Origin of the sequence: Bradyrhizobium genosp. A, from assembly GCF_049949275.1 — a bacterium.
Taxonomy (GTDB): Bacteria; Pseudomonadota; Alphaproteobacteria; order Rhizobiales; family Xanthobacteraceae; genus Bradyrhizobium.
Genome location: NZ_CP188196.1, coordinates 1363399 through 1376129 on the forward strand (window position 1 = coordinate 1363399; position 12731 = coordinate 1376129).

General features: G+C 64.7%; 14 protein-coding genes. 10 read left to right on the forward strand and 4 right to left on the reverse strand.

Translation table 11 applies throughout. The features are described 5' to 3' along the window. Positions 1 to 2: 2 nt before the first annotated feature. Positions 3 to 1154: an ATP phosphoribosyltransferase regulatory subunit gene (locus tag ACP2YP_RS06225; RefSeq protein WP_426423018.1), complete on the reverse strand. Its 1152-nt coding sequence runs from the start codon at positions 1152 to 1154 to the stop codon at positions 3 to 5. Between the two features lie 230 nt (positions 1155 to 1384). On the opposite strand from ACP2YP_RS06225, the gene ACP2YP_RS06230 reads away from it, so the two are divergent. Both ACP2YP_RS06230 and ACP2YP_RS06235 read left to right on the forward strand, forming a co-directional pair. Then, on the forward strand, positions 1385 to 2056 hold the full coding sequence (locus ACP2YP_RS06230) for a hypothetical protein (RefSeq protein WP_426423020.1): 672 nt from the start codon (positions 1385 to 1387) through the stop codon (positions 2054 to 2056). A gap of 79 nt (positions 2057 to 2135) precedes the next feature. Continuing rightward, a complete protein-coding gene (locus ACP2YP_RS06235; protein WP_426423022.1) occupies positions 2136 to 3080 on the forward strand; it encodes a helix-turn-helix domain-containing protein in 945 nt (314 codons plus the stop codon). A 15-nt stretch (positions 3081 to 3095) separates the two neighbouring features. Here ACP2YP_RS06235 and ACP2YP_RS06240 read toward each other — a convergent pair whose 3' ends face one another. Further along, positions 3096 to 3851 carry a 16S rRNA (uracil(1498)-N(3))-methyltransferase gene (locus tag ACP2YP_RS06240; protein ID WP_426423024.1) on the reverse strand — a complete coding sequence of 252 codons (756 nt, stop codon included), beginning with the start codon at positions 3849 to 3851 and terminating at the stop codon, positions 3096 to 3098. A gap of 209 nt (positions 3852 to 4060) precedes the next feature. On the opposite strand from ACP2YP_RS06240, the gene ACP2YP_RS06245 reads away from it, so the two are divergent. Together ACP2YP_RS06245 and ubiA are read left to right on the forward strand one after the other, a co-directional pair. Beyond that, positions 4061 to 4720, forward strand: coding sequence for a hypothetical protein (locus ACP2YP_RS06245; RefSeq protein WP_426423026.1), 660 nt, complete (start codon positions 4061 to 4063; stop codon positions 4718 to 4720). Further along, the gene (gene ubiA, locus ACP2YP_RS06250) at positions 4717 to 5649 is read left to right on the forward strand and encodes a 4-hydroxybenzoate octaprenyltransferase (RefSeq protein ID WP_426423027.1); all 933 of its coding nucleotides are present in this window, start codon (positions 4717 to 4719) and stop codon (positions 5647 to 5649) included. Before ACP2YP_RS06245 ends, ubiA begins: the two co-directional genes overlap by 4 nt. Positions 5650 to 5665: 16 nt before the next feature. Here ubiA and ACP2YP_RS06255 read toward each other — a convergent pair whose 3' ends face one another. After that, entirely contained in the window at positions 5666 to 6211 is a 546-nt protein-coding gene (locus ACP2YP_RS06255; RefSeq protein WP_426423029.1) for a hypothetical protein, read from the reverse strand. Between the two features lie 67 nt (positions 6212 to 6278). After that, complete coding sequence (locus tag ACP2YP_RS06260) at positions 6279 to 6797, reverse strand: DUF6101 family protein (RefSeq protein ID WP_426423031.1); 519 nt, start codon at positions 6795 to 6797, stop codon at positions 6279 to 6281. 279 nt (positions 6798 to 7076) lie between these two features. Here ACP2YP_RS06260 and ACP2YP_RS06265 point away from each other — a divergent pair, with 279 nt between their 5' ends. The 6 genes from ACP2YP_RS06265 (at position 7077) to lpxK (ending at position 12627) form a co-directional block, all read left to right on the forward strand. Next, a complete protein-coding gene (locus tag ACP2YP_RS06265; protein ID WP_426423033.1) occupies positions 7077 to 8480 on the forward strand; it encodes a TldD/PmbA family protein in 1404 nt (467 codons plus the stop codon). Further along, complete coding sequence (locus ACP2YP_RS06270; protein WP_426423035.1) at positions 8467 to 9279, forward strand: inositol monophosphatase family protein; 813 nt, start codon at positions 8467 to 8469, stop codon at positions 9277 to 9279. The genes ACP2YP_RS06265 and ACP2YP_RS06270 overlap by 14 nt, the downstream gene beginning before the upstream one ends. 62 nt (positions 9280 to 9341) lie before the next feature. Further along, entirely contained in the window at positions 9342 to 9587 is a 246-nt protein-coding gene (locus tag ACP2YP_RS06275) for a DUF4170 domain-containing protein (RefSeq protein WP_234685462.1), read from the forward strand. Then, complete coding sequence (locus tag ACP2YP_RS06280) at positions 9584 to 10297, forward strand: lysophospholipid acyltransferase family protein (protein WP_426423037.1); 714 nt, start codon at positions 9584 to 9586, stop codon at positions 10295 to 10297. Before ACP2YP_RS06275 ends, ACP2YP_RS06280 begins: the two co-directional genes overlap by 4 nt. After that, a complete protein-coding gene (locus ACP2YP_RS06285; protein ID WP_426423039.1) occupies positions 10260 to 11618 on the forward strand; it encodes a 3-deoxy-D-manno-octulosonic acid transferase in 1359 nt (452 codons plus the stop codon). Before ACP2YP_RS06280 ends, ACP2YP_RS06285 begins: the two co-directional genes overlap by 38 nt. Then, positions 11611 to 12627 carry a tetraacyldisaccharide 4'-kinase gene (gene lpxK, locus ACP2YP_RS06290; protein ID WP_426423040.1) on the forward strand — a complete coding sequence of 339 codons (1017 nt, stop codon included), beginning with the start codon at positions 11611 to 11613 and terminating at the stop codon, positions 12625 to 12627. Before ACP2YP_RS06285 ends, lpxK begins: the two co-directional genes overlap by 8 nt. Positions 12628 to 12731 lie beyond the last annotated feature (104 nt).

A 12731-nucleotide genomic window follows, 5' to 3' on the forward strand; every position in this document is an offset into this window, starting at 1 on the left:
ACTTAAGCTCCCACCTTGCGGCCGATCCTGGTCAGCGCGTCCACCCAGACCGAGAAGCCGACGGCCGGGATCGGCGCCGGCGATCCAAGCTGGGTCATCAGTCCATCATAGCGGCCGCCGGCAACCAGCGGCTCGGCGCCGTTGCCTTTGTGATGCAGCTCGAATTCGAAGCCGGTGTAGTAATCGAGGCCGCGCCCGAACGCGGTCGAGAAGCGCGTATTCTTCACGTCGATGCCGCGCGCCGCCATGAAGCCGATTCGGCTCTCGAACTGGTCGATCGCGCCGGCAAGGTCGAGCTTTGCGTCAGCGGTCAATGCGCGCAGCTCGGCAATGGCATCGTCCGGATTGCCTGAGATCGACAGGAAACGCTTCAGCACGGTGATCGCCTCGCGCGGCAGCGCACCGCCCTTCAGCGTCGACTGCTCGAGGAAGCGGTCGGCGATCTCGGCCGTGGTGCGGCCACCGACATTGGTGGTGCCGGCGATCGACATCAGATCGGTGACGAAGGCCAGCGCCGCCTTGCGATCGGAGCCCGCGAGCGCGGCCAGCACGCCCTCATATTCGCTGCGGGTGGTTGCGGTGGTGCGGGCCAACCCTTCCAGGTCCTGCTCCAGGCTGATCTTGCGATGGAAGTCCTTGACCAGGCGGCGGCGCCAGACCGGATAAAGGTCGAGCGCGTCGAGCAATGCGTTGAACAGCGCCACGTCGCCGGTGCGGATCTCGACGTCGCGCACGCCGAAAGCGGCCGTCGCCTCCAGCGCCAGCGCCAGCGTCTCGGCATCCGCGGCCGCGCGGTCCTGGCGGCCGAACGACTCGATGCCGGCCTGGAGGAATTCGCTGGCTTGTCCGCTGCGGTAGCGGAACACGGGACCGAGATAGCTGAACCCGGCCGGCTGGCCGGCGCGGCTGGAGGCGAGATAGTCGCGCGCCACGGGGATCGTCAGGTCGGGGCGCAGGCAGAGCTCTTCGCCGGACAGGTCCGTCGTCAGATAGAGGCTTTTGCGGATGTCCTCGCCGGACAGGTCGAGGAACGGCTCGGCCGGTTGCAGGATGGCGGGCTCGGCCCTGACGTAGCCGGCCTGCGCAAACGACAACAGCAGCGTATCCGCCCAGGCGGCGGAGCCGGCAGCATTTGAGGTGGCAGTCGCGGTCATCTCGGGGTCCATCGTCCCGGTGGAACCGGGCAGGCAAGGGAAGGCCAAAGGGGAGGCCAAGGGGAAGCACAGAATTCGCGCAGCCCTTAGCATGGCCGAGAAACGGTTTCGACCTCCAAAGGATCAATCGCTTAACGACTTGAGAGCGGTCTGGACGATCTTGCCCGGAGTCGTCACCGGACTGGAGCATAGGTAATTTAATACCTTATTCTAAATGTTCCGCGGTGCCAATGGCGCGGGGGCGCCGCAAGGCTGTTTCGTGCTCATTCAAGTCGGCTAGGGGCGGGGCGTCTCCGCATCCGTCCGCAATCGATTGTCACATACTCAAATTGGGTAGGCGGGATGATACGCTCACGGCTGCCTTCGTTTACAAGATGACTATTAGTTTCCGATTCATGCGCAATGCTTCTGATATCATCCGGACGGTCTCGCGACACACGCTGGCCTATATGCTGTTTTCAATCAGCGAGATGTTCCGGAATTACGACGAATTCGATCCGATGGACCTTCTGATCGTTCACGCCATTCTCAATGCGAACGTCATCAATGTGATGAACGATCCGTCGCTGGACGAGGAGTTTTCCAGCATTCACACGGTCGAGCCGGATAGGATCAAGCAGGGCGTTTCCCGCGCGGCACTCTCTCGCTTCCTCAGCCTGCCGCTGGAGACGGTTCGCCGTCGCGTGGCGGGATTGAAGAGGCGGAAGATTCTCGCCGAGACCAAGGCCGGGCTGATCGTGACCGAGCAGAACGCATTCAAGTTTGGCAACAACCACGAGCTACAGAAGACCAACATGCTGTTGCTGACGAAGCTGCTTCGCGATCTCAAGCGCGCCGGCATCAACGGACCGGATGATCTGAGTGCCGCCAAAGTCGTCGCGGCGACGAAGAAGGGGAAGTAAGCGGCAGGACATGGATCAAAGCCAAAGCCATCTCAATATTGCTCGCGATGGAGTTCAAAAAGGCGCTGCGGAGCGCTTGTTGTCGTTCCAGGGTCTCAAGCCATCATCGGCGCTCGAGCTCCAGTCGTATGACATCGACCATTTCGGCGACAGTGAGAGATATGCCGGTGCGTCCAGCATGCCGTTGTCTGCCGGGTCGACTGCGATCATGCGTGCACGGCTCAGCCTGCCGAACCTGAGCCTGTCTCTGGTGCAGACCTTCCCGCGGATCATTCGCGGTTATCAACTGGTGCATGCCGCCGCCGTGGTGGTGCCGATGGATCATGTGACCTCGACCCGCATCAATGGGCAGCCAATCGGGAGCTCGATCGTCATTCTGAAGGGTGCGTCCGATTGCCTGGTCTATGAGCCGGTCGGCCGCCTGATCGGCGTCGTCTACTTCACGCCGCCGGCGTGCGAGCCCTGGCCTCGATTGGATGGCTATCATTTGCTGAGCCCGGCATCGGATGTGCTCGCCTCCCTGCGGTGCCTGATCTCCGCGACGCTTGAAACCGCCGCCAATGATCCGGACTTCCTGAACGAGCCGACGTCGCGAGCGGTTGTTGAACAATCGCTGCTCAGCGCGATCGACGGCGCCATCCAGACCAGCGTGGACAGCAGGCCCGGGCACGCCACGACGGAAAGCTATCTGCGGATCGTCGCCAACATGGAAAGATTGATCCGGCACGATCTGACGATCTGGCTCAAGACGACCGAAATGGCCGAGCGGGTGGGCGTGTCGGTTCGCACCCTCCAGAGTGCGACGCAGGCCATCTGCGGCATGAGCCCGCATCGCTATAGCCGGGTCCTGCGTCTGTGGTCGGTGCGCCGGCAGCTGCGCACCGGCCCGGGACGGCGCAGCGTGAAGGCCTGCGCCATTGCCCATGGCTTCTGGCATTTGAGCGAGTTCGCGGCGAGCTACAGGGCGGCGTTCGGCGAGCTGCCGTCCGAGACTCTGCACCGAGCTGTGAGGGAGCACAGCTAGCCGGGATATCGCGACCTAATCGCGCGTGCCGCCCCAATCGCCCAGCACGGCCTGCACCAGCGCCAGCGCCGCCACCGCGGCTGTGTCGGCCCGCAGGATCCGCGGGCCCAGCGCCAGCCGCAGGATCCTGGGCTGGCGCAGCAGCAGGGCCCGCTCTTCCTCGGCGAAGCCGCCCTCGGGGCCGATCAGGACGTCGATACCGTGCCCGGACGCGCGCGCCTGTTGCAGGCTCCGGATGGGATTCTCGACCGCGGCCGCCTCGTCGCAGAACACCAGCAGGCGGTCGGCGGGGCGCTGGCTGAGGTAGCGCTCGAGCGGCGCGGGTTCGGCCACGGTGGCGAGGCTCAGGATCCCGCATTGCTCGGCGGCCTCGACGACATTGGCGCGCATGCGCTCGGTGTTGACACGGGAGGCCTGGGTGAACCGGGTCTGGACCGGTTGCAGGATGGCGGCGCCCATCTCGACGGCCTTCTGGACCGTGTAATCGAGCCGGGCATGCTTGAGCGGGGCGAAGACGTAAGCGAGGTCGGGCAGCCGATCCTGGGGGCGGACTTGCTGGAGGATGACGAGGTTGTCGGGCCGCTTGCGGCCCTCGATCGCCGCCTGCCATTCGCCGTCGCGGCCGTTAAAAGCCAAAACCTCGGCCCCGGCGGCAAGCCGCAGCACATTGCCGAGGTAGTTGCTCTGGTCACGGTCGAGCGGAACCATGGCATCCTGGGCCAGGGGGGGCTCGACGAACAGGCGGGGGGCGCGAAAATCGTGGGAGGGCATTGATCAAAAGTCCGATTTGCCGCCGTTCTTAACCGAAAGCAGCCGTTTCGGGGTAAATATTGCCGAATTGGTGCGTCGGCGCGCCGCGCTCTTGCCCTATTCGACGGGTTGTTAAGCGCCGGCGGGAATCGTAGAATCGCGAGCACGCTGGTTGCGCTTCAATTGGGAAGACGCCGAGCCCGTAAGCTCCTGCCGGAGAGACTATCTTGATGATCCGTCGTTTGATGGTTCCGATCACTGCCGCCATGGTCACCATGGGTGCCGTGGGCGCTCATGCCCAGGGGTTCCCGGCGCCACTGCCGAACCAGGCCGCAACAGATTCCGCGTTTCCGCCCGTCAACGGTTCGGCGCCGGTCGCCTCCGTCGGCGGCGCGCCGCAAGCCTCGTTCCCAACCAACGGCGCGGCCCCCATCGGTGGTGCCGGCGCATTCAGCGCGGCGCCGCCGACGCAAGGCGGTCCCGGCGAGGATTGCATGAAGGCGTTCATGCCGCTCCGCGAGGAGGCCGAGAAGCGCGGCAAGCTGATCAAGGCCGCGAGCGATCGTCACGCGCCGCCGGACGAGGCCTGCAAGCTGATCCGCAATTTCAGCCAGGCTGAGACCAAGATGATCAAATACGTCGAGGTTCATGCCGCCAAATGCGGAATTCCGCCGAACGTCGGCGCCCAGATGAAGGACGGCCACAAGAACACCGAGGCCATGGCGACGAAGGTCTGCAACGTTGCGCAGCAGATGCAGAACCAGCCGCGCGGTCCGGCCGGTCCGTCGCTGAGCGAGGTGGTGGGTTCGGGCTCGGCGCCAGAAGCCAATGCCGGCAAGAAGGGCGGCAGCACCTTCGACACACTCAACGGCAACGTCCTCACCCGATGAGCGACACATCCGCCCGCGTTGCCGATTCCACCGGCAACTGGGTCGATACGCTCGCGCCGCAATGGGCGCGGCCATATCTGCGCTTGTCCCGCTTCGATCGTCCGATCGGCTCCTGGCTATTGTTGATGCCGTGCTGGTGGTCGGCCGCGCTCGCCGCCGGCATGGCGCATGACATCCGCGGCCTGCCGCTTACCATCGTCTTGTTTTTCATCGGCGCCTTCGTGATGCGCGGGGCAGGCTGCGCCTGGAACGACATCACCGACCGCGACCTCGACGCCAGGGTCGAGCGCACGCGTTCGCGGCCGCTGCCATCGGGGCAGCTGACCACGAAGCAAGCGCTGGCCTTCATGGTCGCGCAGGCGCTGATCGGCTTGTTGGTGTTGCTGCAATTCAACCGCTTCGCGGTCCTGACCGGCATCGCCTCGCTGGTGGTTGTCGCGATCTATCCCTTCATGAAGCGCATCACCTGGTGGCCGCAGATCTTCCTGGGCCTCGCCTTTTCCTGGGGCGCTTTGATGGGATTCGCTGTCACGTTCGGACGCATCGAATTGACTGCGCTCGTGCTCTATGTCGGCGCGATTTCCTGGGTGATCGGCTATGACACCATCTATGCGCACCAGGACACCGAGGACGATGCGCTGATCGGCATCAAGTCCACTGCGCGCCTGTTCGGTGCGCACACGCATCAGGCGCTGATCCTGTTCTACGGCGTATCGGTGATGCTGATCGGTGTCGCGCTGGCGTCAGGTGATGCGCGCTGGCCGGCCTGGATCGGGCTTGCGGCCTTTGCCGCGCATCTGGCGTCGCAGATCATGCGGCTGAGGATCGAGGATCCCGAGCTCTGCAAGCGGCTGTTCTATTCGAACAAGCATGCGGGGCTGTTGCTGTTTGCGGGGTTGCTTGCGGACGCGGTGATGCGGGCGGCATAATGCTTAGTGTCACCGCTTAGCTAGTTGGGTTCGGATGGCGTACCCTAAAAATGAGATGGAAAAGCCACGCAGCAGCAATGGATAGACCTCCGCCGAGATACGCACTGTTGTGCATATAGCCAGCGCAAAGGAACCGACGAAGCTCTTTCACATCGCGCGGGATGAACCAGCCACGATAGCTACCCAGATCGATTGCTCCCGTCTGCTGCCAGCCGTAGACCAGACCCGCAAGGGCAACCAGCATAGTAAAGGAGGCGATGACGATGAGCGACTGAATCAGCGCGCGCGACATGAGAGCGGGCGATCGCTGGATGAAGCCAGCCGAGCCACAGAGAATACCGAGCGGTATTCCCATCCACCATGATGCCAGAAATCCAACTTTGGCCACTCGAATGCGTTCGGGGACGCCAGGATCGAGTAAGTGAAACTGGACGAACTTGAATTTTGTAAAGTATTCGCTGGATACGGAATAACTTATCTGATCGTGCACTATGCCGAATAGGCCGGCCGCGAGCATGGCCGCAGGCAAGAACAGTAGAAATATTCCAACTCTCTTCCGCAAGCGCTCTCCCGTCAAATGCGAGCTTATAGCGCTTACTAGCGTCTTGCGAATCTAAGTTGAAGCGCGTTCAATTCCGCGCGATGATCTCGCGCTCGCCGCGATGAATGCTGGCGTCACGCATGTTGCCCACGCGACGGCGCATCAGGAATTTCGGACGCCTGTCGCGGATCGCATTGCTGCGGCGGCGACGCGGTGCCGGGTCGCGCTTGCCTTCATCGAGTTGCGGCAGCGCGAAGATTTCGCTCCACAGCGTCCACGCAGTTTCGATCTCCTCGTGATCAGCGCTGACGCAGAGCGGAACGGAGAGTGAGGGATCACGATGCACCAGGACGAGGGTCTGCGCCTCGTCATTGCCGCGCAGTGCGACGCCGGTGAAGTCGCTGACGCGGACGTTGATCGCCATCTGCATGCCGCGGACGGCACGGCGCAGCACGACACGTTCGCGGTGAAGCTCGATTTGCCTGGTGTAGCCGTCGGCGCGCGGATCATGCGCATCGAAGCGGACCGGAAGGGAAAGAGGGTCGAGCCGCAAGCTGCGGCTCGACCCGGCGGGGTTGGCCCCGCATGTTGCTGTTTGACGCCTCACGGCTTTAGTTCTCCCCGCCAGGATTATGTTCCCGGTCGATGCGAGGACCTTAGCGCGCTCGTTTCCGAAACCGCTTAAAAAGGCTGGTTAACCCAGCGTCACCGCCCGCCATGATTGACAAGACCTTGGCGCGGATGATTGACGAGACGTTGCGCGGAAGCTGCGAATCTGAGCCTTTTGCAGGCTGATAATGCTTGAAGTCCGCACCATTTGGGCACATCTGGTGTTCAGGGCCTATGATCGCCCCGAAACCTCCCGCGCCCCAACAGGATTTCGTTTGTGAACCCTTCACCAAGCTCGACGCTTTCGCCCCAGGACTCTTCAAAGTCCAATCGCGACCTGTTCGATCAGTCCGCGCTGTCCGATCTCGCTCAGCGTCTGGTCGAGGCGGCGAAGCGCGCCGGCGCGGATGCGGCCGATGCAGTCGCGGTGCGCGGCATCTCGCAAGGTGTCGAGGTGCGCGACGGCCGCGTCGAGGAATCCGAGCGGTCCGAGGGCGACGATGTTGGCTTGCGCGTTCTGGTCGGCCAGCGCCAGGCCGTGGTCTCCACCAATGACGTGAGCGGCGATGCCGTGACCAAGCTTGCCGAACGCGCGGTCGCGATGGCGCGCGTCGCACCCGACGACAAATATGTCGGCCTTGCCGATCCCGCGCTGCTCGCGCGCGATTTCCCCGATCTCGATCTGCTCGATCCCGGCGTGCCCGCAACTGCCGAGCTCGAGCGCCGCGCGCTGGAAGCCGAGGCCGCTGCACTTGCCGTCAAGGGCGTGTCGAAATCCGGCGGCGCCTCGGCCTCTGCCGGCATCGGCGGCATGGTGCTCGTCACCAGCACCGGCTTCCACGGCTCTTATCTGCGTTCCAGTCAGGGCATCTCGGCGACTGCGATCGTCGGCGAAGGCACCGGCATGGAGCGCGACTACGACTTCACCTCGGCGCCGCACGGTGCCGATTTGTTGTCGCCGGAGATCGTCGGCCGCTCCGCCGGCGAGCGCACCGTGGCGCGCTACAATCCGCGCAAGGTCGAGACCTGCAAGGTGCCCGTGGTGTTCGACCCGCGCGTCGCGGGCTCGCTGGTCGGCCATGTCGTCGGCGCCATCAACGGCGCCTCGATCGCGCGCAAGACCAGCTTCCTGAAGGACAAGCTCGGCCAGCAGCTGTTCGCGAAAAACATCCGCATCATCGACGATCCCCTGCGCAAGCGCGGCCTGCGCTCGCAGACGTTCGACGCCGAGGGCGTCGCGGTGAAGAAGACCGCGCTGATCGACGAGGGCGTGCTCACGACCTGGCTGCTCGACTGCGCCACCGCGCGCGAGCTCGGCCTCACCACCACCGGCCACGCCCATCGCGGCGTGTCGTCCTCGCCATCGCCCGGACCATACAATCTGCATCTCGAGCCCGGCGCGCCGACGCCGGCCGAGCTGATCGCCGACATCAAACAGGGCTTTTACGTCACCGATCTGATCGGCTCCGGCGTCAACGGCGTCACCGGCGATTACAGCCGCGGCGCCTCTGGCTTCTGGATCGAGAATGGCGAGCTCACCTATCCCGTGAGCGAGGTGACGATCGCGGGCCACCTGTTCGAGATCTTCAAGTCGATGCAGCCCGCGAACAATCTGGAATTCCGCTACGGCATCAATGCGCCGACGGTGCGCATCGAGGGATTGACGCTTGGCGGACGCTGACAGTCTCGACGCAACGATCCTGACGCGCGATGCGGCGCTGCTGCAGGACACGGTGCGAGACGCGGGCGCGCTGGCGCAGTCGATGTTTCGCACCGAGCTGAAGAAGTGGACCAAGGGCGCGTCCTCGCCGGTCTCGGAAGCCGACATCGCCGTCAACGATCTCTTGGAAGCACGCCTGCGCGGCGCCACGCCGGACTATGGCTGGCTGTCGGAGGAGAGCGCCGACGATGCCACGCGATTGTCGCGGCGGTTGACCTGGGTGGTCGATCCCATCGACGGCACCCGCAACTATCTCAACGGCCATGACGAATGGTGCGTCAGCGTCGCGCTGGTCGAGGATGCCATGCCGGTGCTCGCGGCGGTGTTCGCACCGACCTCTGACGAATTCTTCTTCGCCGCCCGCGGCCAGGGCACGATCCTCAATGGCAAGCGGGTTCGGGCGAGGGGAGGGACCGTGCTCGACTTCGCCCGGGTCGCCGGCCCGAAGCCGATGGTCGAGCGGCTCAATGCCTCAGGCGGCGACATCAAGCTGCATCCGCGAATCGGGTCACTGGCGCTGCGGCTGTGCCGGGTCGCCCATGGCGGGCTGGATGCGGCTTTTGCGGGGGGCAATAGCCATGATTGGGACCTTGCGGCGGCCGATTTGATCGTGCAGGAAGCGGATGGTAGGATGAGCGATCTCTCCGGAGATCCCATCCTCTATAACCGTCGGGAAGTGACGCACGGGGTGCTGGTGGCAGCTGGACGCGATCGTCATGCGAGCATTGTCGCGCATTTTCGAAACCGTCCCCTGGCCTGAAGCGCTTGTCGTCGTGCTTGTCGAACACTGCTTTGCCGGGCAGCCCCTTAGGAACCGAACCCATGTCAGATAGTGCCCCGCAACAACTGCTTCATCTCGTGATTGGCGGCGAACTGCTCGACCTCGAGCACAACACCTTCAAGAACCTCGACGACGTCGAGATCGTCGGCCTCTATCCGAACTATGCAGCCGCTCACGTCGCCTGGCGCGCCAAGGCGCAGAGCACGGTCGACAACGCGCAGATGCGCTATTTCATCGTCCATCTCCACCGGCTGCTCGACCCGAATCAAGAAACGAAGGCGCGTTGAAAAAACTGCTTCGCAATACGCTGCGGAGCAGCTGGTTTCAGCGTGCCGTCGGGGTCCTGGCGGCCGAATACCTGCGTTTGGTCTGGCGGACGAACACATTCACGTTCGATCCGCCTGATGTCTATGACATCGTCGAGCCGCAGATCCCGGCGATCTTCGCATTCTGGCACGGCCAGCATTTTCTCACCCCGTTCATCAAGAACAAGGACTCCTACAAGGCCAGAGTCCTGATCTCCCGGCACCGCGACGGCGAGTTCAATGCGATCGCCGTCGAGCGGCTCGGCATCGGCCTCATCCGCGGTTCCGGGGATCACGGCGGCGCGTTCCACCGAAAAGGCGGCGTCGGCGCCTTCAGGGAAATGGTGTACACGCTCCAGGACGGTTGTAATGTCGCGCTGACCGCCGATGTCCCCAAGCGCTCGCGCGTGGCCGGCCTCGGCATCATCATGCTGGCACGGGAATCGGGGCGGCCGATCATGCCTTTCGCAATGGCGACCAGCCGCTTCATCCGGCTCAAGAACTGGGACCGCACCACCATCAATCTGCCGTTCGGGCGGGGCGCGCTGGTCGGCATCAAGGAAATCCACGTGCCGCCGGACGCCGATGCCGCCACCATGGAAGCGCTGCGGCAGGAGCTGGAAGACACGCTGAACGAAGCGACCCGCCGCGCCTATGCGCAGCTCGGCCGCCCGGGACCTGCCGATGGCTAATTCGCTGCCCCATGCGCTGCCCAAATCGCTGCCCATGACGCTGCGGATGTATCAGCGCCTGGCCACCGGCCTGGTGCCGCTCGCGCCTGCGCTGATCAAGCGGCGGCTGAAGCAGGGCAAGGAAGATCCCGCGCGCGTCGGCGAGCGGCGGGGGCTCAGCCAGGACGTGCGCCCGCACGGCCCGCTGGTCTGGATCCACGGCGCCAGCGTCGGCGAGGTTTTGGCCGCGGCCGCGCTGATCGAGCGCTTACGCGATCTCAACCTGCGCATCCTGCTCACCTCGGGCACGGTCACCTCGGCCGCGGTCGTCGCAAAGCGTTTTCCGCCCGACGTCATCCATCAATACGTGCCGTATGATTCCCCGCGCTATGTCGCGCGCTTCCTCGACCATTGGAAGCCGTCGCTGGCGCTGTTCATCGAATCCGATTTGTGGCCGAACCTGATCCTGGCAGGCGCGGCGCGCCGCGTGCCGATGGTGCTGATCAACGGGCGGATGTCGCCGCGCTCGTTCCCGCGCTGGCGCCGGATGCACGGCACCATCTCGGCGCTGCTGTCGCGCTTCGACATCTGCCTGGCGCAGTCGAAGACCGACGCCGAGCGTTTCTCCGCGCTCGGCAGCCGCGACGTCGTCACCACGGGCAATCTCAAGCTCGACGTCCCGGCGCCGCCGGCCGATCCCGCAAAGCTCGAACGGCTGATGGCGATGACGCGCGGGCGCCCGATCATCGTCGCGGCCTCGACCCATCCGGGCGAGGACGAGATGCTGGTCGCCGCGCATCGCAACCTGGTCGGGTTCTTTCCGCAGCTTCTGACCGTGATCGTGCCGCGGCATCCCGATCGCGGCTCCTCGATATCGGGGATGATCACCGCGTCCGGCCTGAAACCCGCCCTGCGCTCGCGCGATGAGCAGCTGTCGGCCACCACCGATATCTATGTCGCCGACACCATGGGCGAGCTCGGCCTGTTCTACCGCCTCTCGCCGATTGTCTTCATGGGCGGATCGCTGATCCGCCATGGTGGCCAGAATCCGATCGAGCCGATCAAGCTTGGTGCGGCCATCGTCCACGGTCCGCACGTCTTCAACTTCGCCGATGTCTATGCGGCGCTCGACGGCAGCGGCGGCGCGCGCCAGGCCGATACCCAGGAGGCGCTGGTCAAGCAGCTCGGCCTGCTGCTGGCCGAGCCGACCGTGCGCGACAAGATGCAGCGCGCAGGATCTAGCGTGGTCGAGGAGCTCGGCGGCGCGCTCGATCGCACCATGACGGCGCTCGAGCCGTATCTGATGCAGTTGCGGATCGAGATGGGAGCCGCCAATGCGTGAGCCGGCCTTCTGGTACCGGCCGCGTTCTTCGAAGTCGCATCTCCTCAGCCCATTGGGCGCGCTCTATGGCGCCATCACCGCACGCCGCATGGCGCGCAGGGGTTTCGACGCCGGCATCCCCGTGCTCTGCGTCGGCAATTACCATGTTGGCGGCGCCGGCAAGACGCCGACCGTGCTAGCGCTGACGAAGTTGCTGCGCGACCTCGGCGAAACACCAATGGTGCTCAGCCGCGGCTATGGCGGCCGCTTGCACGGACCGGTGATGGTCGATCGGATGCGTCACACCGCCACCGACATCGGCGACGAGCCATTGATGATGGTGCGCGACGTGCCGGTTGCGGTCGCGCGCGACCGCCTCGACGGCGTCGCGCTCGCGAAGTCACAAGGCGCCACCGTGATCCTGATGGATGACGGCTTCCAGAATCCACGCATCGTGAAGGACGCCTCGCTGATCGTGATCGACAGCGAGCGCGGCCTCGGCAACGGCAAGGTGTTTCCCGCGGGTCCGCTCCGCGCGCCGCTGAAGGCGCAGCTTTCGCGCACCGATGCGCTGGTGCTGATCGGCGACGGCCATGCCGCGGACGATGTCGCATCGGAGATTTCCGCGCGCGGCAAGCGGGTGCTGCGCGCGCGCCTGAAGCCGGATGCCGCTGCGGTCGCGCAGCTGTTCGGCAAGCCAGTTTTCGCCTTCGCCGGCATCGGCGATCCCGAGCGCTTCTTCCGCAGCCTGCGCGCCAGCGGCATCGAGGTCGCACGCACGCGCCCGTTCGCCGACCACCACATGTTTTCGCGCGATGAGCTCGCCGCCCTCGCAACCGACGCTCAGCGCGAACAGCTCATCCTGGTGACGACAGAGAAAGACCTCGCACGCATGCACGGCACCGAGGGCGTGCCCGATGGCATCGTGCCCTTCGCCGTCCAGCTCGAATTCGACGACCCGGCCAAGCTCAAGCAGCTGATCAGCGACCATCTCTACAAAGCGCGCGAGCGAAGGTTCGGCACGCGGTGATCTCGCTGCTGGCGCTGATCTCGTAGGGTGGGCAAAGCGAAGCGTGCCCACCATCCATGTTCGCGTCCGGAGTGAAATGGTGGGCACGCTGCGCTTTGCCCACC